The sequence below is a fragment of the Bacilliculturomica massiliensis genome (genome assembly GCF_900605495.1).
GTDB classification, from domain to species: Bacteria; Bacillota; Clostridia; order Peptostreptococcales; family Anaerovoracaceae; genus Bacilliculturomica; species Bacilliculturomica massiliensis.
Genome location: NZ_LR027602.1, coordinates 632860 through 657925, shown reverse-complemented (window position 1 = coordinate 657925; position 25066 = coordinate 632860). Strand labels below are relative to the sequence as shown.

The 25066-nt window shown below is 57.6% G+C and carries 22 protein-coding genes; 1 reads left to right on the top strand and 21 read right to left on the bottom strand.

The window, feature by feature from the left end:
• Positions 1-14: 14 nt before the first annotated feature.
• From E0E37_RS09135 to E0E37_RS09070, 14 genes are all read right to left on the bottom strand, one after another.
• Positions 15-764, bottom strand: coding sequence for a response regulator (locus E0E37_RS09135; protein WP_130862721.1), 750 nt, complete (start codon positions 762-764; stop codon positions 15-17).
• A gap of 293 nt (positions 765-1057) precedes the next feature.
• Positions 1058-1786, bottom strand: a complete 729-nt coding sequence (locus tag E0E37_RS09130) for a peptidoglycan recognition protein family protein (RefSeq protein WP_130862720.1) — start codon at positions 1784-1786, stop codon at positions 1058-1060.
• Positions 1787-1934: 148 nt separating this feature from the next.
• Positions 1935-3167: a D-alanine--D-serine ligase VanG gene (vanG, locus tag E0E37_RS09125; RefSeq protein ID WP_207302939.1), complete on the bottom strand. Its 1233-nt coding sequence runs from the start codon at positions 3165-3167 to the stop codon at positions 1935-1937.
• 25 nt (positions 3168-3192) lie between these two features.
• Complete coding sequence (locus E0E37_RS09120) at positions 3193-4071, bottom strand: VanW family protein (RefSeq protein ID WP_130862719.1); 879 nt, start codon at positions 4069-4071, stop codon at positions 3193-3195.
• A gap of 40 nt (positions 4072-4111) precedes the next feature.
• A complete protein-coding gene (locus tag E0E37_RS09115; RefSeq protein WP_130862718.1) occupies positions 4112-4303 on the bottom strand; it encodes a hypothetical protein in 192 nt (63 codons plus the stop codon).
• 90 nt (positions 4304-4393) lie between these two features.
• Positions 4394-5122: a glycerol acyltransferase gene (locus tag E0E37_RS09110; protein WP_130862717.1), complete on the bottom strand. Its 729-nt coding sequence runs from the start codon at positions 5120-5122 to the stop codon at positions 4394-4396.
• A complete protein-coding gene (locus tag E0E37_RS09105) occupies positions 5103-6035 on the bottom strand; it encodes a glycosyltransferase family 2 protein (protein ID WP_130862716.1) in 933 nt (310 codons plus the stop codon). The genes E0E37_RS09110 and E0E37_RS09105 overlap by 20 nt, the downstream gene beginning before the upstream one ends.
• Before the next feature lie 44 nt (positions 6036-6079).
• Positions 6080-8680, bottom strand: coding sequence for an HAD-IC family P-type ATPase (locus E0E37_RS09100; RefSeq protein WP_130862715.1), 2601 nt, complete (start codon positions 8678-8680; stop codon positions 6080-6082).
• Between the two features lie 269 nt (positions 8681-8949).
• Complete coding sequence (locus E0E37_RS09095) at positions 8950-9363, bottom strand: GrdX family protein (protein ID WP_130862714.1); 414 nt, start codon at positions 9361-9363, stop codon at positions 8950-8952.
• Between the two features lie 28 nt (positions 9364-9391).
• Complete coding sequence (locus E0E37_RS09090) at positions 9392-9670, bottom strand: helix-turn-helix domain-containing protein (RefSeq protein WP_130862713.1); 279 nt, start codon at positions 9668-9670, stop codon at positions 9392-9394.
• 96 nt (positions 9671-9766) lie between these two features.
• Positions 9767-11221, bottom strand: coding sequence for a Na+/H+ antiporter NhaC (gene nhaC / locus E0E37_RS09085; protein ID WP_130862712.1), 1455 nt, complete (start codon positions 11219-11221; stop codon positions 9767-9769).
• A 115-nt stretch (positions 11222-11336) separates the two neighbouring features.
• Positions 11337-12632, bottom strand: coding sequence for a glycine/betaine/sarcosine/D-proline family reductase selenoprotein B (locus E0E37_RS09080; RefSeq protein ID WP_130862711.1), 1296 nt, complete (start codon positions 12630-12632; stop codon positions 11337-11339).
• A gap of 14 nt (positions 12633-12646) precedes the next feature.
• Positions 12647-13915 (bottom strand): glycine/sarcosine/betaine reductase component B subunit, encoded by a 1269-nt coding sequence (locus E0E37_RS09075; protein ID WP_130862869.1) that lies wholly within the window; start codon positions 13913-13915, stop codon positions 12647-12649.
• A gap of 223 nt (positions 13916-14138) precedes the next feature.
• Complete coding sequence (locus E0E37_RS09070; protein WP_130862710.1) at positions 14139-15830, bottom strand: sigma-54 interaction domain-containing protein; 1692 nt, start codon at positions 15828-15830, stop codon at positions 14139-14141.
• 234 nt (positions 15831-16064) lie between these two features.
• Between E0E37_RS09070 and gabT the strand changes: the two genes are divergently transcribed.
• Positions 16065-17432, top strand: a complete 1368-nt coding sequence (gabT, locus tag E0E37_RS09065) for a 4-aminobutyrate--2-oxoglutarate transaminase (protein WP_130862709.1) — start codon at positions 16065-16067, stop codon at positions 17430-17432.
• 273 nt (positions 17433-17705) lie between these two features.
• On the opposite strand, the gene E0E37_RS09060 is transcribed toward gabT, so the two are convergent.
• The 7 genes from E0E37_RS09060 to E0E37_RS09030 form a co-directional block, all read right to left on the bottom strand.
• The gene (locus tag E0E37_RS09060; protein ID WP_130862708.1) at positions 17706-18971 is read right to left on the bottom strand and encodes a nickel-dependent lactate racemase family protein; all 1266 of its coding nucleotides are present in this window, start codon (positions 18969-18971) and stop codon (positions 17706-17708) included.
• Positions 18972-18986: 15 nt separating this feature from the next.
• Positions 18987-20159, bottom strand: coding sequence for an NAD(P)-dependent malic enzyme (locus E0E37_RS09055; protein WP_130862707.1), 1173 nt, complete (start codon positions 20157-20159; stop codon positions 18987-18989).
• A gap of 141 nt (positions 20160-20300) precedes the next feature.
• Positions 20301-21170, bottom strand: a complete 870-nt coding sequence (sucD, locus tag E0E37_RS09050; protein WP_130862706.1) for a succinate--CoA ligase subunit alpha — start codon at positions 21168-21170, stop codon at positions 20301-20303.
• Positions 21167-22315 (bottom strand): ADP-forming succinate--CoA ligase subunit beta, encoded by a 1149-nt coding sequence (gene sucC, locus E0E37_RS09045; RefSeq protein WP_130862705.1) that lies wholly within the window; start codon positions 22313-22315, stop codon positions 21167-21169. The genes sucD and sucC overlap by 4 nt, the downstream gene beginning before the upstream one ends.
• A gap of 24 nt (positions 22316-22339) precedes the next feature.
• Complete coding sequence (locus E0E37_RS09040; protein WP_130862704.1) at positions 22340-23701, bottom strand: aldehyde dehydrogenase family protein; 1362 nt, start codon at positions 23699-23701, stop codon at positions 22340-22342.
• Between the two features lie 32 nt (positions 23702-23733).
• Complete coding sequence (locus E0E37_RS09035; protein WP_130862703.1) at positions 23734-23964, bottom strand: hypothetical protein; 231 nt, start codon at positions 23962-23964, stop codon at positions 23734-23736.
• A 102-nt stretch (positions 23965-24066) separates the two neighbouring features.
• Entirely contained in the window at positions 24067-24993 is a 927-nt protein-coding gene (locus E0E37_RS09030) for a copper amine oxidase N-terminal domain-containing protein (protein WP_130862702.1), read from the bottom strand.
• Between the last annotated feature and the right edge of the window lie 73 nt (positions 24994-25066).

The window sequence follows — 25066 nt, the reverse complement described above, 5'->3', positions numbered from 1 at the left end:
GATCCCTCCTCGCATTAGCGCATCGAGTGAAGCCTGAACTGCTCCGTCATCATTGTGAGAAACCGCCCATTGGAAGGCTGTTTCCCATCGTCGCCCGCAGCTGTGTGATGGACCGCTTTGCGGATGGCACTTTCCACACACGACACTGTCGTGCCATTCTCCTCCGCGATCACAGAATACACAAATTTGCCTAACGGACAGTGGCCTTTTTCTTTAAGAAGAATCTCAATCGCCCGCACACAGTACTGATATCCAACGATGTTGGTCGGCATGCCTTCTTCAATCAACATTTTGGAGATCTGGTCGGAGATCGGCATCTTATCCTTCACCGCGTCCACCGGGACCCCTTTTCCCAGACGCGACAGCGTTCCGCTTTTCTCCTTCGCTATCAACAGCACTCTGTTCATCAGCTCCGGCAGCTGGTACGGCTTGATCATGTAGTAATTCGCACCCAGCGTCAGAGCTCTGTTTGTAATATTCTCCTGTCCGATGGCGGACGCCACGATAATACGAGGCATGTCCTCAGGCGGCTCGCTGTTCAAACGTTCCAGCACGGAGATCCCATCCAGCTGCGGCATGATGATATCCAGAAGCACTACATCCGGATGCAGCGCCGCGATCTTTTCGAGCGCCTCTTCCCCATTGTGAGCCACTCCGCACAGGACGACCTCTTCCACGATCTCGAAATAGTCCTCCAGAATATCGCATAGTTCCTGATTGTCATCTACCACCAGCAGCCTGATCTTATTTCCCGTTCTTTCCATTCCTTGCCGCCTCTCCTCGTGTTATCTTTCCGCTCGCAGTTCCCCCTGTTCTTCTAACCCCTAATATTGGCCCCTATATCAGGTTAACTGACATGGAAAGATTTTTCAATTTATTCTTTTCGAGTTTTTTCGAGTGAATCTGCCTGTTTTTATGCATTTTAGTGTAGTTTTCAGAGATATTGCGCCATACATGTAGCGTTTTTTGCATGTTGGGAACATTTTTACACATCTTTCGCGTTCATTTATGCATGGCGGTTCCGCTGCCCGCGGCGGCAGCCCCGTCGTCTGCAGTATCACTGACTGGCTTTTACCAGCTCAATAAATTCGTCCCATCTGCCGCTTTCGATAAGATTTTCCGGGCAGTTCTTCCCGGAAAAGTCCTGATGCTTTTTCACATCTTCGATGGACAGCTTATACGCTTTCATGAGGTGGGCGGTCAGCGCCGCCGTGTTTTTCAGCGTCTGATCATAATCATTTTCCGGATTAACGCACATCTCAATGCCGATGCCGTTCAGATTGCCGCCGTCTTCCTTCAGCTGATCCCCTGCGTGAAAGGCTACTTCGTTGTCGGGGATATGGTGATAGATCTCATGATCGTCCACCGTGTAATGCCAGGACTTGGCCTCCGTCTCAGCCTCGGTCTTCAGATAAGCGGCGTGGGAGGCGGCGTTGGCGTTGCTCCCGGTGTTTCCCGTCTCGTGGATCACGATAAATTTGACCTTCTTCTTCGTGCCCGGTCTGCCCGGCGTGCCCTCCGCTATGTAATCCTGTATGACCGGGATCCCGTTGATCTCCGCCACGGCAGGCGCTTCCGGTGAGGGGCGGTCTCTGTTTAACAGCCCCATCACGCCGCCTGCAATCAGCGCCAAAAGCACAAGAAAGCAAATCCGTCTCCGGCGGATTTGCTTTCTTCTTCTCATTCTATTTCGTTTTCTGGCCTGTTCCCGCTCCCGCTGCTCGTCGCGGATCTGCTGATCCATCCATTCGCCGCGGTCTGCGGCTTCATTCCCTCTCGTCCCCATACCTCTGCAACCCCTGTTTCAATTTCTGTTTTTTCTTCTTCTGCATCTTTGAGGCGATTCGATCGTTACTGGCCGCAGGCCATCTCGATCGGATCCGCCCATGGCGTCTGCCGCGCACAGAATCCATCTAACAGCCTCTCTGCGGCTATTATATCGCAAATCCAGTCCGCTTTACAACCCCGTGTTTTCTCTGTGCGACGGGGGGCTTGTTCCTCTCCCGCCCGCTGTTTTCCGACGCATCCGCCCTTTCCGACGGCATGTCCTTACGGGCCGCCGGCTCCGCGGTCTCCGCCGCCAAAGCCTGCTGCGCTGCCGACGCTTCAGCCCCGACGCCGGCGCTTACCGCGTCTTCGATCAGGCGGTCAAGGATCCCTGCAAAATCCAGCCCTGCCGCCATCAGCATCTTCGGGTAACGGCTGCCCGCCGTAAAGCCCGGCATGGTGTTGATCTCGTTGAAGACTACTCTGCCTTCCGGCGTGAGGAAGAAATCCACTCTGGCCGCTCCCCGGCAGTTCAGCGCCCGGTATACGGCCAGGGCCGCCTGTCTGATCCGCGCCGCCGTTTCTCCGTCGATCCGGGCGGGCACGTGATGGACGGTCTTCGTCATGTTATATTTTTCTTTATAGTCGAACACCGTCCCGTGAAGCTGCAGTTCATCCACCACGCCCAGAAACGGATCTGCCGAACCCAGAACGGCGCATCCCACTTCAAACCCCGGCACGTTTTCCTCGATCACGATCTTATCGTCGTATTCAAAGGCTTTTTTTATGGCGGAGAGCAGCGTGGTGGGGTCGTTCACCTTCGTAATACCGATGGATGAACCTCCCCGGGCAGGCTTCACAAAGAGCGGGTATTGAAATTTCCAGACTTTCTGCGAAATATCCGCCGGGTCGTCGCCGCGGTGAAAAGCCGCGGAACGGGCCACGTCCACGCCTGCCGCCGACGCCAGCTTATGGGCGGCGTCCTTGTCCATGCCTGCCGCCGAAGCGAAGACTCCGCAGCCCGCATAGGGGATCCCCGCCATTTCAAGCAGCCCCTGCACGGTCCCGTCCTCCCCGTTTTTTCCGTGAAGGACCGGCAATACCACATCTACCGGCGTCACGCGCACGCCTTCCGAATGCAGCTCCATCAGTCCCCGGAATTCCCTGCTGGGAGAAAAGAATGCGGGAACGCAGCGGCCGTCAGCGGACCAAAAATCTCCCTTTATGGCCTCTTCCCCGCCAAAATACCGGAGCCAGCGCCCTTCCTTCGTGATCCCCACCGGAATGACCTCGTATTTTTCCCTGTCCAGATTTCGAAATATGGCGTCCGCCGATTTCAGCGATACGGCATATTCATCTGAACACCCCCCGAACAAAACTGCCACTCTCTTCTTATCCATGTTCATCCCCCTCTTTTTCTCCCGCTCAGATCCTCAGCGCCTTCCCCGGCAGTCTGCAGTGCACGCCGTTGTCTCCGTGCCCCTCCTCCGAACTCACCACAGTCCCCTCTTCCAGCGGATGCTTCACCATACTTCTGCTGTGAAACAATCTGGCGTTGTCCAGCAGCGCCCCGCTCTTCACGCTCAGCGTCTTTCGGAACACATCGTTTTCCCTGTATATATCGTTGTCCACCGAATAATAGCGCAGATTTTTATGATATATCTCATACTGTACGTTCAGCGGATACAGCGCTCTGATCTCTCCGCAGAGCTCGTCCTCCCGCACGCCAACGAAAATCTGAAACACATTCTGCGTCTCGTTGCGCACCTTCAGATCCTTCCAGCCCTCGGCTACCGACGCGTCCGCTCCCTCCGGCATGCCGCACACTGCACCGGAGAAAAACTCCGTGGAGTGGGAGTGACGCTCCACGATCGTCAGCGGCGTATGCAGAAACATCCAGAAAAGCAGATTGGAAAGCTGGCACAGCCCGCCTCCCTCCACCGTGGACATTTCTCCTTCGTGCAGAGCCAGCGCTTCTTTATAGGGCGTCTGGGCGTCCGCGTCTTTCAGCAGCCGCCAGAAGGAAAACGTCTCACCCGGCCGGATCAGCACGCCGCTCACCGGCTTGGACGCCACCTCCAGGTTGTAAGCCTTGTTGTACTGATACTGGATGTCAAACCCGCTGTTTCTGTTGATTACCGTCGAGCTGGCCGAGAAAATACTGTTTTCCAGCGGCTCCCTCTGGATCTCACCTGCGTAATGGTTCCGGTCCAGCGCCATCTTCAGATAAAAGCAGGCCCTTCTCTGCTTCTTTCTGAGAGGCAGAAGCCCCGGCACCATTTCAGTCACTCTTTTTCTCTTCATGTCCCCATCTCCCTTTTCTGCATGATTCTATGTGTTCGTCTTAAGCGCTCCTGTTTCGCGCCTGATCGTCAAATCGCTTTCCGCCCCCCTGCGGCCCCTGCTGCGGTCCCTGCCGCCTCCCCAGGGCGGCTCTCCCCTGAAGCCCCTCCTGTTCCTGAAGGGACCGGACCGCTGTGTGGCACCGGCCCGGATCCTTCTGGTTCAGTTCAAATGTCGTTTTGAGATTACCCATTCCCCTTTCGACATCTCTATCATAACAGGTCGAAAGATTGACTTCATTAAGCGCAGATTGAGATATTCTTATAAAAAACTTACTAATTTCTTAACGCGGCTCCCGCCGCTCCTTTTTCCCCTCCGCCAGACGATTCATGGTCTCGACCAGGCGGGTCGCTATCTCTCTCTGTTCCGCCGCAAAGGATCCCGCTCCGGAAAACCGGACCTCCGGCCCCCGGACCAGACGGCGGTCCTCCCGCCGGCAGCACAGCGGCACGAAGCGCAGATGCTTTCCCGTCTTTCTGAAATAGACTTTCTCCAGATGGAGAAAACCGTTGTAGATCTCCCCCGTCTCCGGCGAACCGCTGGCATAATCCCGATCAGGACAGATGATGAGACTCTCTCCGGAAAGCAGCGCCGAGAGGGAGCGGTCAACGGTCCTGCGGATCTCTCTGGTTCCCCTGTAGACCGGGATCGCTCCCAGTCCGTGCAAAAACGGCGGAATACACAGGCTCAGAAGCCCGGCGGCTGCAAAGGCGGCGGGCCGGACCCAGCCGAACCGCTGGGTGAAGGTATATCCATAATACTGTTCAAAGCAGGCCCGGCGGCTGCAGAATACGTGCAGCACCCACAGTCTGGCCTCCTCCGGCATGAGCGCGGCGGCGCACACCGGCCCCAGCAGATTCTGATGATGGACCACGTAAACAGCGGGTCCCGCTTCTGCGGGACCCGCGCTCTCCCATTGACCGTCTCCCTCGACGGTCCATCCTCTCATGGCGGTTTTCCGTATGAGGGCCCGCAGTCCGCGGATCGATATGCTATAGATATGATTCCCCACTCTGTCTCCTCCTGAACGCCGCCCCCCTTGCCTTCGGCTGCCGCTTTTCGCTGCGGCTGGACGCCTCCGCCGTCTGAGGCGCGGCCCCTCTTTCAGGCCGCAGAACGGCGTCAGGCGACCGTGTGGACCCTCTGCACAGCTGCCCCAGGATGCGCAGCGAATCCATCAGCGGCCGGTAGTGGCTGCCTCTGTTTTTATCCAGATAAATGGTCTCGATGGGTACCGCAGAAACCGGTATGCCCCGTTTTTGGGCGAAGATCAGCATGTTGAGTTCGTATTCGTACCGCTGGCCGGACAGCCGCAGCGCCTCCGGCAGCATACTGTTTGGGATCCCCCGCAGACCCGTCTGCGTGTCGGACAGTTCCAGCCCGTAAAAGAGCTTGAAACCCTTTGATATGATCCGATTTCCCAGAAGACTTCTGGCAGGCGTGTTTTCGTCAAAGCTGCGGCATCCCAGTATCAGCTCCTGACTCCCGGACGTCTCGCACCGGCACAGCCGTTCCGCCATGCGCAGCACATCCTTTACGCTGTGCTGCCCGTCGCAGTCTGCCGTGACCACGCCGCAGCACCCCGCCGCCAGCGCGGCTGTTTCCCCTTCCGCAGCGGCGGCAGCACCATTGCCCAAAACGGCGGCCGCTTCCGTCTCCGGTTCCGCTTTCTGTCCGCGCTGTCCCAGATACCAGGCAATTCCCGTTTTAATGGCGGCTCCCTTGCCTCTGTTTTCCCTGTGGCGCAGAACCACACAGCCATCGCACTCCGCCGCCTGTCCGAACACGGCCCCGTAGGACGGCCCGCTCCCGTCGTCCACAACGGCCACCAGCCCTGCGCCCCCCGACAGCAGTTCGCGTATATATGGGATCAATTCTTCCCCCGGCCTGTAAGCCGGTATGATCACACAGCATTTTCTCTCCATCTTTCTACCTCCGTTCCCGTCATTTTCGGTCCGCCGGCGCCCCTTTAAACGATCTGCGATCTACCCGGCCCTGGGACCCCTCTTTTCTCTCCTCTTCTGCTTCCGCCTCCTCCGCCATTCTTAAAACGGCTCACGCCGAATACCACGGCTCCCATGAAGATCGGCCCTGCCGCAGCCGCGGTCAGAAACAACTGCCAGCCCGCAGCCGAAAGGCTTTCGATCCGAAACATCGGAGCCAGGAACAGCGCCGCTCCGAAAAAGCAGGCCCCCATGGCCGTCACCAGGGCGAAACGGGGCAGAGACAGCGGCCAGCACAGAAACAGCAGCACCATCAGTCCGTTGACGCCCGCGAGCAGCGTGCAGATAGAGGAAAGCTCCTCCATGGGAATGCCGGCAGACGCCCCAAGCCAGAGGACAGCCAGCACGCTGCCTGCTGTGACCAGTCCGCCCGGCAGCGCGTTCATCAGCACCGTCTTCATAAACTTCCCTTTTATCCGTTCATAGGACGGCTCCAGCGTCAGCAGAAAGGACGGTATCCCGATCATAAGCCCGCTGAACAGCGTCAGCTGGATGGGCACGAAGGGATAGGGCATGGCGGCAAACAGCAGTACCATGGTGATGAGGAAGGAAAAGATGTTCTTCACCAGAAACAGCGACGCGGAACGCTGAATATTATTGATGACCCGGCGTCCCTCCAGCACGATCTGCGGCATAGCCGCAAAATCCGAGTGGAGCAGTACCATCTGCGACACGTGCTGGGCCGCTTCGCTGCCCGCCGCCATGGCGATGCTGCAGTCCGCTTCCTTCAGCGCCAGCACGTCGTTCACGCCGTCGCCGATCATGGCCACCGTGTGACCGGAGCGCTTCAGGCTGCTGATCAGCTCCCGCTTCTGCTGCGGACTCACTCTGCCGAATACGGCGTTGCGCTCCGCGGCATCCCCCAGAGCCCTCTCTCTGCGCTCCCCATCCCTGCCGCTCTCAGTCCCTTCATCCTCCGCTGCGCCTTCCCGCTGTTCCCACTCAAACCGCTCCATATCCAGGTAATGCTCCGCGCCGGCCACTCCCGCTCTCGCCGCAACAGCCGCCACAGCTTCCGCGTTATCGCCGGAGATCACCTTGATCGTCACTCCCTGACTCTTGAAATACTCCAGCGTTTCGCCCGCATTATCCCTCAGCTTATCTGAAAGGACTGCGAATCCCAGCGGCCGGACGGCTTCCGCCGGCCCTGCGTCCGCCGGTTCTGTTTCTTCCTGCCCTGTTTCCGCCAGCAGAAGCACCCTGTTTCCTCCGGCTAAGAATCCCCCTAAGGAGCTCTCATATTCTGCAAATCTCTCCCCCAGGATCATCTCCGGCGCTCCCAGTACATATCTCCTGCCGTCCTTTAAATGAAGCGCTCCCCATTTGCGCTCCGATGAAAAGGGAGTCTCAACGGCTCCGTGAAATTCCGTCTCCATGCCGGCCGGTCTGTCAAAATGCTCCTTCAGCGCCCTTGCCGTGGCGTTGTCGCTCTCCGATGTGTTCACGTATGCGTCCAGAAGTTCGACAAAGCGCCGGGGCGTTTCCGTCAGCGGGATCAGCTCCGTCACTTCCATGCGTCCCTCTGTGATGGTCCCCGTTTTATCCAGACAGAGCACATCCACCCGGGCCAGATTTTCAATACAGGAAAGCTCGTGGACCAGCGTTTTGTTTCTTGCCAGCTTGATCACGCTCAGCGCCAGCGCAATGCTGACAAGGAGGTACAGGCCCTCCGGGATCATTCCCACCACCGAAGCGACGGTGGAGCTGACCGCGTACGGGACCCCCGTGTCCGGCAGAGCGGTCTGCTTCAGAAACAGGATGAGTCCCACCGGTATTATGCCCAGTCCGATCCATTTCAGCAGGCCGTCCAGAGACCTCATCATCTGAGACCTGCGCTTCTTTCTCTTTCTGGCCTCCCCCGTGATGCCGGCGGCGTAGGATTCATCTCCCACCCGTTCCAGTCTGGCCACGCAGCGTCCCGCGGTGACGAAACTTCCGGAGAGCAGCTGATCCCCCGCCTTCTTAGCGATCACGTCGGACTCCCCTGTGAGAAGGGACTCGTTTACCACCACGCTCCCCTGACAGAGCACGGCGTCTGCACAGATCTGGCTCCCCTGCCCGAAGATCACGATGTCGTCCGCCACCAGCCGGTCCGGCGGCAGCGCTGTCTCCTGACCGTCCCGGATCACCGTCACATCTCTGACCGCCAGCAGGGTTATCTTGTCCAGCGTTCGTTTGACCCTCAATTCCTGCACGATGCCGATCAGGGTGTTGACGACGATGATCCCGAAAAACAACATGTCCGTATACGCCTTCACAGCAAACAGACACATGGCCAGCAGAAAAAACAGCAGATTGAAAAAGGTAAACACATTATCCCGTACGATCTGTCCCTCCGTCTTGGAGAGATTCTCTTTGACCCGATTCACCATCCCTGCCCGAACGCGCTCTTCCACCTGCGCCGCCGTCAGCCCCTGATCTGCCGCCGGTTCAAAACGCTTTACGGAAGGCTGCTCCTGTCCTGACTCCGCCGCCCTCCGCTTGTGGCTTTCGGCCGATGCTGAAACCCTCCTGTTTTCAGCTCCCCTTTTCGCCGTGCTTTTTCCGCCGCACCGGACCTTTCCCATACTTCTGCTCCTCTCTCATTGCCTCTCTTCTCATTCTGCCCAAAATCGCCGGCTTTCAATCCCGGCGGCGGACTGTTCCCGATCCCCAATACAGCTTCTATTCTAAATGCAGAAAATAAAAGAATTCCCCATATAAACATTAAGAAATGGTTACGGAACCCTGTCGTTTTTCCAACAAAAATAAAAGAGAGGTATGGGGAGAAAAATTTTCTCCCATACCTCTCTTTCTTTTATCTGTCCTGACCTATTCATTATGCAGGATGTGGACATCAGAGCTTATCCAGTACGCCTATGGCCAGCGACGCGTCGATAGCAGCGTAGTCGCTCCTCTGCCGCTGCGTCAGGGCGGCCAGCCGTTCCTCATTTCGTTCAAACAGCGCAAGCAGCTGTTCTACCCTGAGGATCTCGCCGCTCTGACCGGACAGGCCTCCGCTTCCCACCAGTCCCCAGTGGGAATCCCGCGGACTCTTCTCCAGGATCACTGTCAGAAATGGGTTCGCCCGCTCCCTGCGTCCGCCCAGCGGATCGGCGGTCAGGCTCCAGCCCTCCAGCAGCAGGTCTCTGGCGCAAAAGACCACATCCCGCACATCGCCTTCGATGGCGTCCAGACGGAATGCTCTCCGGTCCTGTTTCACGTATTCCTCAACTCTGCTGTTGTTCGTGACGATTCTCGTGGTCCTCAAATCCGTTCCCCCTTCCGCTGTCCGGCTCTCAGCCGCTCACTTCGATGTTCAGTCTCTTGATCTTGTAATTCAGCGTCTGTCTCGTCAGGCACAGCATATTGCCCGCCCGGGTGCGGTTTCCTCCGGCCTTTCTCAGGGCCTGCTCGATCAGCTTTCGCTCCACGCCGTCGATGACTGCGGTGAAACTGAGTACTTCCTCCGTCTCTGCGAGCATCTCCGCCGCGGCAGCCTCCTCCGCAGTCATCTCCAATGCGGCCGTCTCTGCACCCTGCGGCCATTCTTCGATCCGCCGTTCCATTTTTTCCATCCTCCAGCTGTTCTTTCTCTCCGTTTTTCATTCTCAGGCATGGGCGCCTACGGCTTCCCCTGCCGCCTCACAGACGGGCGTACCCTTCTGTCCGTACTACAGCGCCTCTTCCTGCGCGTCCAGTTTCGCCAGTTCTTCCTTCTGCTTTTCCGGGGTCATCTTGTACATTCCGATGCCCACCGCCGCCACGATCAGCGCGAAGACCGGATTCAGATAGGTATTGGGGCTCCAGATACCAAAGCCCTCCATGCCGAAGATCCCCACGCCCAGAGTTCCGATGTAGAAGGCGCCGGAGGTGCCCCAGGGGATCCAGGGTGCCATCATGGTCCCCACGTCTTCCAGTGTTCTGGACAGCACTCTGGGATCCAGATTCTGCTCCAGATACGCTCTCTTGTACATTTCAGCCGTCATGATGTGCGCCGGATAGGACGAGCCCGCGCAGGCCATGATGATGAAATCGGTGATCAGCGTGGCGCCGATGAGGGTGACGCGGTTCTTCGCTCTGCTCACAACAGGTTCCAGCGCCGTCTTCAGGAATCCCGCCTTGCTGATGATGGCCGCGTAGCCGTAGCCGCAGTAGATCACGATCACGATGCCGACCATGGACTTCATGCCGCCGCGGTTCAGAAGGGAAGACACGGCAGGCGCTACCTCGCCGTCAAAGATCATGTTGGTGGTAAAGCCGTTGACGCTGGCCGCAAATCCCTGCACCACGTCAAATCCCTGATACGCACAGCCGATAATGATGGCCAGCAGGGATGCGCCGATCATGGTGGGCACCGGCGGCTGCTTTGTAAAGGCGCATACCAGTATCACCAGGAACGGCAGCAGAAGCAGCAGATTCCAGTGATAGATCTCGTCCAGGGACGCCATGGTGTCCAGGGCCTCCTGAGGCAGACCGGTGCTGGTCACCTCGATCTGCATGCCGCAGAGCCAGAACACTACTGCGGATATGATCGAAGAGGGCAGCGTGGTCCACATCATGGAAGCGATGTGGTCGTAGATATTGCAGCCGGCGCAGAGAGGCGCCAGATTTGTCGTCTCCGACAGCGGCGACAGTTTGTCGCCGAAGATAACGCCGCTGACCACGGCCGCCGCCGTGATGTGCAGGGGCACGCCCAGCCCGGCCGCAACGCCCATCATGGCCACTCCCATGGTTCCCGCGGAGCCCCAGGAGGTACCGGTCACCACGGAAAGTACGCAGCAGACCAGGAAGGTGCACAGATACAGGTATTGGGGGTTGATGAGCTTCAGTCCATAGTAGATGATCATGGGGATCGATCCGCTGAAAATAAAGGTCGCGATGACGATCCCGATGGTCCACATGATCAGTATGGCCGGCGTGGCCTGGACGATCTTCTGGCAGATGCCGCTTTCCAGATCAGCCCATCTGTAGCCGCAGCGCCGGGCCACCAGAGCCGCCACGATAGCGGAAATGATCATGAGCATTTCCACCCGCACGCCGAAGCCTGCGTATCCCACAGCGATGATGACGACCATAGATAAAATAGAAAATACCGATTCGCCGAATGTTGGTGCTCTTTTTGTCATACCTCATTCCTCCTTACTAGTCCAGCGGGACGCCTCCCGGCGCCCCGCGCCTTTAGTCACGCAGAGCGGTTCCTTGCTTGCCGCGCCTTCTCGCCCTGCGCCGGCTGCTCCGTGGTTATTTGAATATGGTGGGTTCTGTGACCGGCTTTGTGAGGGCCGACAGCGCCTTCTTCGTCAGCTCCAGTCTGGCCGCCTTTTCCTCCTCCGGCGGCAGATCCGGATAGCCTGTGGGATGAGGGATCGCCACCGCGGGATAGATCCGGTTGGCTCCCACTGTCTTTGAGATCGGTACGATGGTACAGAGATGGACCGCGGGAATGCCCACAGCGTCGATAGCTTTTACGATCGTTGCACCGCAACGCGTACAGCTGCCTCAGGCCGATGTGAGGATCGCCCCCGCCACTCCGCTCTCTTTCAGAGACTTGGCGATCTCTTCTCCGAACTTGGCGGCTCTCACCACTGGCATGGAGTTGCCCACCGTGACGTAGATGTTCTTATCAAATTCTCCGATAAAACCCTGCTTCTCCAGTTCCAGCATGGCGTCTACCGGCATCATGCGGTTGCCGTTGTGATAGCCGAAGGTAGGCGCGCAGCCCCCGTGAGCCACCACCGAGTGGATCAGCTCCGGTCCCTGATAGTCTTCGATGTGATAGATCTGCCAGTGCGTTGCTGCGTGAGACTCGATCTTATCGGGATTCCCCTCCGGAACGGCTCCGCAGGTGGAGATCAGCGCGATCTTTGCTGCGGAAAGGTCCGCGATGGGAGCGCTGGGTTCCACTCGTGAAAAGGTGTTCATTTCAAGTTCCGTCTCATAGGGACGTCCGGCGATCATATCCAGGACCATATCTACCGCCCGGTGCGCGCCCACGCTCTCCCGCCAGATGTTCCTGCGGATGCCGCGCCTGAAATAGCCCTGCTTTCTGTAATCGTAAATGTCTTCTCCCGCCGCCAGCCGGCCGACGAATCCCGCCATGGCCGTCACAGCCTTTTTCATGCCTCTGGCATTATTGTCCGTGGGAAAGATAAACCCGTACTTCTGGTACATTTCCCTTCCCGGGTTTTCCTCGAACATACCGGAAACAGCGGGAATCCCCATCTCGTACGCGATCTTGCACACGCCTCCGCATGCCATGCCGTACCGTCCTGCAAAGAAGGCGGGACCGGCGATGATCAGGTCCGCTTCATACTGCCCGATGATCTTCTTCAGCCAGTCGGACACCTCCGATTCGTGATCTACAAAGTAGTTGTCCCCGCAGATCACCGTGGCTACGATCTCATTACCGCCGTCAAGCGCGGCCTTCAGCGCCATACCGGGACCGACTACGCCTTCCCTGACCTCCGGCGGAATGTCGGCCATCTCCTCGCCGCCGATGTTGGCGAAGAATTGGTTGATATAATGTATGATTTTCATTTGACCACTCCCCCTTAGTATGTCTCCGCAGATATCTTCGTGATTCCCAGATTACTGGTCGCGTCCATGATTACGGCCAGGCGTACGTTGACGCTGCCGTCGGGGCGCAGTGCGTCGCTGACGCCGCCGGCCAGCACGTCCACCGCCTCCAGATGCCCCAAGACCTTCTCCATGGGAGGCAGAACGATGAACTCATTGTTGTTTCCCGCCGTGACCACGCCTTTGGCCGCGGCGCTGGTGTTTGACAGGGGTTCGGAAGCTCCGTCGTCCCCGGCGTTCTCGTGGAGCACGAGCACGCATTTGATGCCGGCCTTTTCCGCCTTCTCCGCGATCAGCATGAGATCGGCCTCCGGGTTTCCGCCGCCTTCCTCCGTCACCACGATCCCGTCTGCGTTCAGCAGTCTGGCAATGCTGAGGATCGCCATCACGCCTCTCTCCTTCTCCGCCAGCATGGTGGTCGTGGGCGAGGAGATCACGCCCAGAAATTCCAGATCCACGCCGTGCCGCGCATACATATCCTCCACCACCGGGTTGTTCTCATGGTCGTACGTGGTATTCTTGTCGCAGGCAGTCACGCAGTTTCCTGAGACGATGGCTCCGTCCATCATTTCATTGGGATGCATCAGCGCCGTCTGTACCTTTTTGCAGTCGCCCCCGTAAATATAGTTGTCGTGGAGCAGGCCCTGGGCCAGCACCAGATTGACGTAAAGCAGCCGCGGCAGCTTCTTTTCCGGCGGCACGGGCGGAAGCGTATAGGTCTTGACCTCGTCGGCCTCCACATCCACCGCGGCCTTCGCCAGATAGTGAGCCATCCGGACTCCCGCCAGTCTCACCGCCTCCTCGTGCTGCTCCGGCGTGATCCCTTCTACAGGCTCTGCGATCAGCACCACATTGTTCATCTTCGAATAGATGCAGTAGTCGGCGCAGGGACCGCTCATGTCGATCAGTCCTTCCTGAAAGCAGACGATCTGTCCGGTGGTCACCACGCCGCATCCCTTCAGAACTCTCGTCCTTCCCTCTCCCACGCCCTCAAAACCGCCCAGGATCCCCGGGAAAAAATCGCCGGTATCCGGCTTGATCCTGGGCTCGATCACATCCTTCACCGGAATAATGCGGATGGATTCTCCGGGCCGGGCAAGCTCCACATCCACCGATGAGAAAAACCGATCGGCAGCCACGGAGATCAGTTCCTCTCTGTTCACATACAACACGTGGTCGTCCATTTTTGTTTCTGATCCGAACCGGACGTCGCTGACGTAGACCAGTTCCAGATCCAGGCTCATTTGTTTCACTGTTTTCACCCTCTCAATCCTCTGACACGATCTCAATAACGGCTGTTGTCTGTTTACATACGCAAGCATCATGCCAAGTTACTTTTTATCGCCGGGATCCCCTTTCGCGCTTCAAAGTTTCGAATTTTTCAACTCTTCTCCTTTTTCTTTGCATGAAAAAGAGCTGTGCGGCGGCGCACAGCTCTTGCGATCTATCATATTTTTGATATCTTCATCAATTTTTTGTTATCTGATTTTTGATGTACTTGGATATTTTCATGGACGCGGAAGCCTGGCTGATCCCCAGCAGCCTGGCCACCTGGGTAGTCGTCCCGCATTTTTTGTAGGTGCTCACGAAAATTTTCTTTTCCACCTCCTCCAGCAGTTCCTTCAGCGTTTTTCCCTCCATATCGCTGTCGAAGACCAGCTCGTTGCTGCTCACGTATTGGGGGAGCATATCCACGCCGATCATATAGTCGTCCGCCGTCAGCACCAGCCGTTCCACCATGTTTTCCAGCTCTCTGATATTGCCCGGCCAGCCGTACTGTTCCAGATAATCCACCGCTTTACCCGCAAAGATCTTTTTCACCCCGTACCGCTCGCTGTATTTGTTCAGGAAGAAGTTGAGCAGCGGGAAAATATCGGCCTTTCGTTCCCGCAGCGGGGGAATATGAATGCTGATCACGTTCAGACGGTAAAACAGATCCTCGCGGAACTGCCCCGTCTCCAGCAGTTCTTTCATATTTTTATTTGTGGCCGCGATCAGGCGGAAATCGATCTCCTTTTCCACCGTCCCGCCCACGCGCATACTTTTCTTTTCCTGAATGACCTTAAGCAGCTTGACCTGCATATGGAGCGGCAGATCGCCGATCTCATCGAGAAAGAGCGTTCCGCCGTCGGCCAGCTCCACAAGCCCCGCTTTCCCCGTCTGACCGGCCCCGGTAAACGCTCCCTTTTCATATCCGAACAGCTCCGATTCCAGCAGGTTCTCCGGGATGGCGCCGCAGTTGATGGAGATGAAGGCTTTGTCCTTTCTGCCGCTGCGCCGGTGGATCAGGCTGGCGTACATAGTTTTCCCCACCCCCGACTCTCCCGTAAGGAGGACCGTGGCGTCGAACTGGGCGATCTTTTCGATCATCTTCGTCACGTGGGTGATCTCGGGACTGTTTCCAACCAGGGAATCATCCATTTTCTGTTCGCTTCGCAGCTGTTCCAGCTGAACGCTGTATTGATCCAGCGTCTTCTGCAGGTCGTCGTATTGGCTGCGCAGTGATTCATAGTCTGTCACGTCCCTGGTAAAACTCACTATTTTCTCCAGACGTCCCTCTCCATCGTAGACCGGCGTGGCCGTGCACATCAGGTATTTTTCGGCTCCGGTCTTCTGCAGCATCGTCTCGGATCTGCCTGACTTCAGCGCCAGTGCGGCGATGGAGGGATTGAATATCTTCCGTTCCTCCATCTCAAAGATCGTCTTTCCCACAGCTTCTTCTGCGGAGATCCCATACATCGTCTCAAAGTTGGGCAGCACGGTGCGGATGTACCCGTCTCTGTCGATGATCACGATGTCGGCGTGGATGCTGCCCAGGATATCGCAGTATTCCTGTTCGATCTTCCTGACCTCGCCGGTCTGTCTCAGGACAGGGTTCACCGCGCTCATATCCAGACTGAAGACCAGAAAATCTCCCTGCTCCTCCGCCGGCTGGCTCAGAAGAAGGTATTCCGCGTCCCCCGCCGAAATGACCTCTGCATACCTGCGGCAGGTCTCTGGAACACGCAGCATTTCCCGCAGGAGACCCCGCACCATTTCGAGCTCCTCTTTCTTTTGAAACAATTCCTCCGCCGCCGCGTTTTGTTCAAACCGGTCTTCTTCCGATCGATATATGCCCAGAGGCGCGACGATTTTGCTGTCATTCTTCAAGTTTATCACCCGTCCTTCCCTTTAACTGAATCCTACTATCATTTTTTTGAAAGAGCAACTATTTTTTTGATAGAAATTTCCGGCCCCGGACCCGGACGCCGTTTTGCAAACCTCTGACCCGCCGCGATCCTGCTGTTTCTCCCCGGGACGGGCCGCGGGAAAAAACGGCTTCCGGCATGGCACGGACCTTGCATTACATAAAGAAAACAATCATGAACCATTTGAAACAGGAGGTTTCCAATTATGTTAAGAGATGCATTACCTAAGATCGTCACCCCCCTTCCGGGTCCCAAATCTCAGCTCGTCATCCACAAGCGGGCTTCTGAGATCCCTTCCTCCATCAGCTGCGCCACTCCCTGCGCCATCAGCCGCGCCGAAGGTGCGGTGGTGGAGGATCTGGACGGCAACATCTTCCTGGACTTCGTGGGCGGGATCGGCGTCATGAACATCGGACACAGCGATCCGGAAGTGGTGGAGGCTGTAAAAAAACAGGCGGACCGTTATTTCCACCCGCAGATCAACACCTTCCATTACAGCGAGTACGTGGATCTGGCAGAACGGCTGAACCGGCTGACCCCGGGCAGTCACAAAAAAAGAACGGCCTTCTTCAACTGTGGCTCGGAAGCCGTGGATAACGCGGTCAAGATCGCCAGATGCTATACGAAACGGCCCAATATCATCGCCTTCACCGGGGCTTTTCACGGCCGGACCTACATGGCCATGACGCTGACCGCTTCCGCCAACCCTTACCAGACCGGTTTCGGCCCTCTCTGCCAGGGCGTATACCGGGCCCCCTATCCCGACCTGTATCACCGCCCGCAGGGGATCAGCGAAGATCAGGCTGTGGACTATTATCTGAAACAGCTGTGCAATATGCTGGACGAGTCCGTGTCCCCGGACACGGTGGCCGCTGTTATTCTGGAACCGGTTCAGGGCGAATCCGGCTTCGTTGCGGCTCCCATATCCTACGTAAAAGAGCTGCGCAAAATCTGCGACCGCCACGGCATCCTGCTCATCGCCGATGAGATCCAGACCGGCTACTGCCGGACGGGCCGCATGTTCGCTACAGAATACTGGGCTGACGCCGGCGTATACCCCGATCTGATGACCAGCGCGAAATCCATCGCCGCCGGCATCCCCATCAGCGCCGTCACCGGAAGAGACGAGGTGATGGAAGCCCCTGCCCTTGGCGGACAGCTGGGCGGGACCTACGGCGGAAATCCTCTGGCCTGCGCCGCTGCCATGAAGGTGCTGGAGATCATGGAGCGCGATGACTTTGCGGCGAAAGCCCGGGCCATCGGCGAAAAGACCATGAAACGCTTCAGGGAATGGTATGAAGCCTATCCGGTCATCGGCGACGTGCGCGGCACCGGAGCCATGCTGTCCCTGGAATTTGTAAAGGACCGGGAGACAAAGGAACCGTACACGGAAGCGGCGAACACGATCATGGCCGGCTGCAAGAAAAACGGTCTGGTGGTAAAGAACGCCGGGGTGTACGGTCAGACCATTCGCCTGCTGATGCCCCTGTGCCTCAGCGACGAGCAGCTGACAGCTGGACTTGACATTCTGGAAAAACAGATCGCCCTGTTCGTCTCCGGCGGTAACCGGTGACGGCCGGCAGAAGCCGCTGAGCCGGCCCCGCTCCGGGGCTTCTCTCTCTCATAACAGAAGACAACAGCGCAGGAAGGGCGCGCCGCTTCTTATTTGCGGCGCGCCCTTTGCGCTGTGACATTCTTTATTTGTCTGCCCGTCTCTGGCTGTCCTGCCCGCAGTTCTGCCTGCGGTCTCAGTCCCGTGTCTGCTGCCGATCCCGCTCCCGGTCTCAGTCCCGGCCTGCTGCCGATCCCGCTCCCGGTCTCAGTCCCCTTCCGGCTGCCGAACCCGCTACCGGTCCGTTTCCGCCGCAGGAAGGGTGGAACCTGCCAGCGGCATGACCAGCACCTTCGGCCGGATCCCTTTCACCCTCTGGGCCCGCAGCGCCTCATCTACCGCCTGCTGAAGGGAGTCGAAGTGCCGCATGCCCATCTGTTCCACCAGAGTCTTTTCCAGATCGGAGACGAAGTAGATCTCCGCCCGTTTCAAAACCATTGCGATGGCCGCCGCCTTGTGGCCGCCCAGCTTGAAATGAGATCGGATCTCGCCGATCATCTCGTCAGGCGTCTTGTGCAGCATCCAGTCCTCGAAGGTCTTTTCTCCAAAGCCTTCCCGGGCGGAAGCGCACCAGATGAGGATCCCGCCGTCCTTAACGGCGTGTCCGGCGTTGTCCAGTCCTTTCTGCGCCTGATACAGATTGATGTCCTTCGGATATCCCCCGGGGGAGAACAGCACGATATCCGCCTTCTCCCTCAGCGGTATTTTGTACATGCGGTCCAGGTAGGCGCAGGCCTCTCTGTGGGCCTCAATGCTGTGGCCCGCCTCCGCCCGCACGATCTCCTTGTGGTCGTCAAGCACCACGTTCACGATAAAATCCACAGAGATGAACTCCGTGATCTGGTCGATATCCTGCCGCACCGGGTTCCCGTCCAGATTTCCTGCGTGGGCTCCCGGTCTCGTCATGTTGGAATGGTTGGCCTGAATGGCCTCCCGGCTGGATACGCCTGGCATGAGGGCCTTGCAGCCTCCCGAATAGCCGGCGAAATAATGAAATTCTACATTCCCGATACAGATGCGGAAATCCGCCTCCGCTACCCGCCGAAAGATATCCACCGGAGTTCCGTTGCGGCAGACGCCCAGACGCACGCAGTCGGAGGCATCGCTGTCCACCACGCAGACAGGGGAGTCATAGATCTGCTCCCCCGTCAGCCGCCTTTTTTCCTCCGAACTGTGAGGCCGGTGACTGCCCAGAGCCAGCACCACCGTCACATCTTCATCCTGTACGCCGCCGGCTCTCAGCTCTTCCATGACCAGCGGCAGAATGCGGGAGCTGGGCACAGGTCTGGTGATATCGCTGGTGACCAGAGCGATCTTCTGTCCCGGCCGCACCAGTTCCCGCAGGCGCCTGCTTCCCACCGGGTGTTCCAGTGCCCGCAGCACTTCCGCCTCGCCCCGCAGACCGGCGGCCGGCGCTTCCGGCAGCAGCGTTCCCAGATAATTTTCGTCCGGAACTGTGCAGCTCATCGTTTCTTTTGCATAGTTCAGTTCAACTTTCATCGCCCTCACCGCCCCCTATCTGCGGACCGCGCCCGAGGCCATGGCGGCGCTGTAAACGGCGTCGGCCACAGCCTTGGCCACCCGCTCGTCAAGGGGCGATGGGATGATATGTCCGGCGCAGAGCTCATCCTCTCCCACCAGCCCGGCGATAGCCTGAGCCGCGGCGATCTTCATGGCCTCGTTGATCTCTGAAGCCTTGGCGTCCAGAGCTCCGCGGAAAATTCCCGGAAAAGCCAGCACATTGTTGATCTGATTTGGGAAATCGGAACGGCCGGTCCCCACAACGGCGGCCCCCGCATGCAGCGCCAGTTCCGGCAGGATCTCCGGATCCGGGTTGGCCATGGGAAATACGATGGCCCGGTCCGCCATGGACGCCACCATCTCTTCCGTAACGATATTGGGGGCGGAAACTCCAATGAAGACGTCCGCTCCCTTCATGGCTTCGGCCAGCCCCCCGGTCCTGCACTCCGGATTCGTCATCTCCGCGATCTCCTGATGCACCCAGTTGGCGCAGACATCCTTCCTGTTTAAGATACCTCTGCTGCCGCACACGATCAGATTTCCCACGCCCATGGACAGCAGCATGCGCGCGATGGCGGAGCCCGCCGCTCCCGCGCCGCTCATGGCCACCGTCACGTTTTTCCATTCCTTACCCACTACCTTCAGCCCGTTGACCAGCGCCGCGGTCACCACCACCGCAGTGCCGTGCTGATCGTCGTGAAACACCGGGATCGACAGTTCATCCTTCAGCCTCCGCTCGATCTCCGCGCACCGGGGAGATGAAATGTCCTCCAGATTGATGCCGCCGAACACCGGTTCGATCAGCTTCACGGTCCGAACGATATCCTCTACGTCCTTAGACGCCACGCAGATGGGCAAGGCGTCCACTCCGCCAAATTCCCGGAACAGAACGGCCTTTCCCTCCATGACGGGGAGGGCGGCCTCCGGTCCGATGTCGCCCAGCCCCAGCACAGCCGTGCCGTCGGTCACCACAGCCACCATATTGCCTTTCCCCGTGTATTTGTACACGTCGGCGGCCTTATCTCGTATCCGGCGGCAGGGCTCCGCCACCCCCGGCGTGTACGCCAGAGAAAGGTCCATGGCCGTCTTCACCGGCACCTTGCTTTTGATCTCCAGCTTTCCTCTCCACTTTTCGTGAAACGCCAGGGATTTTTTCTGTATATTCATCGCCTCTCCTCCTTTATCCGGTTCAGAACACCGCCGGTCAACGCGGCCGGTGGGTCAACGTGTCCGGCCAACGTGTCCGGCCAATGCATCCGGTCAATACGTCCGGACAATGCATCCGGTCACCGTGTCCGGCCGCCCCATCTACAGCAGCTTCTTCAAAAGCCCGACGATCTCCGCCGTACTTTCCGCAATGGATACGCCGGCTTCCCTCAGGGATCTTTCCTTGCTTGCGGCGCTGCCCGTTCCATCGGCGGAGATAATGGCTCCGGCGTGGCCCATGCTTTTGCCTCTGGGCGCGTTTTTCCCCGCGATGAGCGCTACCACAGGCTTCGTCACGTGTTCTCTGATATACGCGGCGGCCAGCTCCTCCTCGTTGCCGCCGATCTCGCCGATCAGTACGATGGCCTTGGTCTGTTCATCCTCCTGCAGCGCGGGCAGGAGCTCCGCAAAGGTAGAACCTGGTATCATGTCGCCGCCCACTCCGATGCAGGTGGACTGGCCGATGCCGTTTTGGGTCAGCATCTGTACGGTCTCATAGCAGTTGGTGGCGCTTCTGGACATGAGCGCCACGCCGCCCTGGGAAAAGATGCGGTGCGCCATAAAGCCCGCCTTGGATTTTCCCGGCGAGATGATACCAAAGGAATTCGGCCCGATGATGGTACAGTTTCGCTCCTTTTTCATGTGATAGACATTCATCATGTCCTGCACCGGCACATGCTCCGCGATGGTCACGATCAGAGGGATCTCCGCGTCCATGGCCTCGCAGATGCCGTCCATGGTAAATCTGGCGGGAACGAACAGGATCGTTGCGTTGGCTCCCGTGGCTTCCGCCGCCTCCCTGACGGTGTTGAAGACCGGCACCCCCTCGCAGGTCTGCCCGCCCTTTCCCGGCGTAACTCCCGCCACTACTTTCGTGCCGTACTCCAGCATCTGCCGGGTGTGAAAGCTGCCCTCGCGGCCTGTGATCCCCTGCACGATCAATTTTGTGTTTTCATCTACCAGAATGCTCATTTTCCATTCCTCCTCCCGCGCAGAGCCTCGACGCCCGCCGCCAGACCGTCCACGGAGATCACCGAATCCCCGGCTTCGGCCAGCATGGCCAGCCCCTTCTCTTTATTTGTCCCCTCCAGTCTCAATATGAGCGTACTTTCCGGCGGGATCCCATCCAGACCCGCCAGCACGCCTCTGACTACCTCGTCGCAGCGGGTGATCCCGCCGAAGATATTCAGGAACAGATAACGGAGCTTCCGATTCAGGAACATGATCCGGACAGCCTCCTTTATCTTATCCGCGGCGGCCCCGCCGCCCAGATCCATCACCGCTCCCACGGTCATCCCCGCGCCGGAGATCAGATCCATGCTGGACATGAGCATTCCGGAGCCGTTGCTGACGACTCCGATGTCGCCTTCCCCGTCCACGGAAATATACAGCAGGCCGTATTTCTGCGCCTCCGCCGCCAGTTCCTCTCTGCGGACCGCTTCCCCGTATGGAAGCAGCTGCGGCTGACGGTACAGGGCGCTGTCATCCACATCCACCTTTCCGTCCAGCGCCAGCAGGCTGTTCCCTTCGCAGATCAGAAGCGGGTTGATCTCAGCCAGCATGGCGTCGGACTCCACAAAGAAGCGATAGAGATTTTTTAACAGATCAAACAGGCTGTCCGCCAGCTCCAGCGGCAGACCCGTCCTGCTGAGCAGATAGGAAGCCATATACCTGCGGACGCCCACGAAAGGATCGATCTGCGTCCTGACGATGGCTTCCGGCTCCTTCGAAGCCGTTTCTTCGATATCCACCCCGCCCTTGGCGGAAAAGATAATACAGGGACACTTGGCCGATCTGTCCAGCACGATGGACAGATAGCATTCCTGTATCCCCGCGGCCTTCTCCACGATCATGAGTCGGTCCACCATAAGTCCCCGCAGCTCTCTGTGAAGCAGCTCTGCGGAGATCTCCTCCGCCTCTTCCACCGTCTCCGCAAAGCGGATGCCTCCCGCCTTGCCGCGGCCTCCGATCTGTACCTGGGCCTTGACCACCACAGGAAAGGTCAGCGCCTTTACTTTTTCCCGTACCTTCGAGGGATCGTCCACGACGACCCCTTTCATCACCGGCACTCCGTACCGCTCAAAGCACTCCCGCGCCTGATATTCCATTAGTTTCATAAGATTACCCCCGGTTCGCTTTCTTTAGCTCCAGATTTCTTCATCAGAGGGCTGGACCGCCCCTTCGATGACGCAGGCTACCCGTGTGATGTTGATGAGATGCTTGAAATCCAGATTCTCTGAAATGCTGTTATTGCCCCAGGAACCGCAGCCCAGCGTGGTGGTGGGCGCCAGACCGTTCACAAAACTTCCTCCGTTCATAGTGGCGCCGATCTGGTTGACCAGAATCCGGCTCACGTGCAGCTTTTCGCCGGCGTAGATCAGATGGGCTTTATCGTCGCTGTGGATGGCTACCGTGTGGCCCAGTCCTTCATACTCCAGATTCGCCGCCGCGATCTCTACCGCCTCTTCGAAGGTCTTATAAGTCTTCAGTCCGATTACGGGACACATCTTCTCCTTGCAGAACTTATCCGCTCTGCCGGAAACGCTCAGCTCCGCCACGATGACCTTCGTTCCCTCCGGGACGCTGATCCCCGCCAGTTCCGCAACCTCCGCGGCGCTGCGTCCCACCAGCTTTCTGTTCATAACGCCCTTCTCGTCAAACATGGCGTCTCTCAGTCTGCTCAGAGAGACCTCATCCCTGATCAGGAATCCGCCGTTTGCCTGGAACGCCTTCACCGCCTCCTCGTAATCATCCTCGTGAATGATAGCCATCTGCTCGCCGGAACAGATGATCCCATTATCGAAAGCCCGGCCGGTCACCACCTTGGGGATGACCTGGGAGAGATCCATGCCCCTGTCGATGATGCACTGCACGTTCCCGGCGCCTACGCCAAATGCCGGTTTGCCGCTGGAATAAGCGGCTTTGACCATGCCCATGCCGCCTGTGGCGATGACCACGTCCACAGCCTTCATCAGCTCTCCGGTGGTTTCAATATCCGGCTCCTCGATGACCTGGATCAGATCCGCCGGGTAATTGGCCGCCAGCTTCTCATTGATCAGCTCCACCGTGTAAGCCGTGCATTTCTTCGCACGGGGATGGGGGGCGATGATAATGGAATTTCTCCCCTTCAGCGCGAACATGGCGTTGCACATGGCGGTCACCACCGGGTTGGTGCAGGGAGCTACAGAGCCCACCACGCCCTTGGGCTTCGCCACGTAGATGAGCCCCTTTTCCTTGTCCTCGCCGATAACGCCCACCGATCTCTTCCCTTTCAGATGGTGATAAATGATCCGCGACTTTCCATAGCATTTATTGACCTTGTCCTCATAGCATCCCATGCCCGTCTCCTCCACGGCCATTTTCGCCAGCTCCTGAGCGTGATCAAAGACCGTTCTCGCAATGAGCTTCACCGCTTCGTCCACCTGCTCCTGCGTATAGCCCTCATAGACCTGCTGGGCTTTTTTCGATTTTTCCACCATCTCACTGATTGTCTGTACCGCCATTTTTATTTCCTCCTCAACAGAAAAATATTTGATCAAACGATGACATTCAGAAGAGCAAATTCCGTGCCAATAAAAAAAATGGCTGAATTCAGCCATTTCTCTGATTTTGCATCCCAGCGTTTATCAATCAATTGAACGATTATCAAATTTTTGATAATCGTTCCCCCGCTCACTCTCCTGATCGCCTGAGCCCAGCTCCCGGCCTTTACACCGCCCGACCCTGACTCTGGGAACCCGCAGCCTGTGAAATTCCCTTTACCCATTGAGAAAAAACACCCGCGGCCAATGCTGCCTTGCATTGACTGCGGGTGTTTTTGTCTGCGTCGTCAATTCACTCGACCGGGAGACAGCTCCCTTCTCTTCCGCTAGAGAATACCGCCGTATCCGGACTCGGGGCTGTACTTATAGATCGCGTCTGACGTATGTGTTTCGCCGTTCGAATATACCGCTGTTACGCTTACCACTACAGTGCATTCCCCCTGGTCTTCAAAGGGCGCCCTGATATAGCAGCCGTCCAGGTATTTGTCAAAAGTGCTGGTCTCTTCTTTGAGAAGCGTCAGGTCTTCGTCGCTGAATTTTTCAATTTCAGCAGCTTTACCGTTCACCGTGGCGGAATTGATCGTGCAGGAGACCGCTTCCGTCATATCAAACAGCGCTCCCTTATAATATCCTACCGCGATCTGTCCTTCCATATTTCCCAGCAGATCCAAATACGTTGCCACATAGGCGTAGGGATCCTGCTGAAGCGTCACTGTGGAGGTCTCCTCATCCCAGCCCACTGTGTAGCCCATGGTTTCCGCCAGGTACTTGACAGGAGCGTAGGTTCTCTGATTCTTCACAATGGCCTCCGTGTCCATGGCTATGGTGTTCGTATTCGTCTCCGATTCCAGGACAGTGGTCTTATCCGTATCTGTCGTATCGTACCACAGGAAGCTGTGGACCGCTTCCTTGCTCCCGATGGTGAACACCAGCGTCTCTCTGCCGACAAAATAGGTCCCCGTGTGGGTGCTGTCCGGCATATTTTTGAAGATCGTGTTTTCCGGAGTATACTCTCTGGTAAAGGTCGCCGTTTCCTTCTCCTCGTTCCACGCTACAGTAAGTCCCATGGCGCCCGCAATGGCGGAAAGGGGCGTCAGCGTACGGAAATTGGCGTCCACGAAGGGCTGCGCATCCGGAAATGCGACTTCCTGCTCTCCCAGCATGACGGTGATCTTGTCCGCGCCGAACGCGCTGAAGGGCGCCAGACTGAATACTAAAACGATTGCTAATACTACAGCCAGTGTGCGTTTCATATTTTAGCCTCCTTGAAATAAAAAAGTAATGTTTTTTACATTATAATGCTTTTTCTCAGGACAGACAACTGTT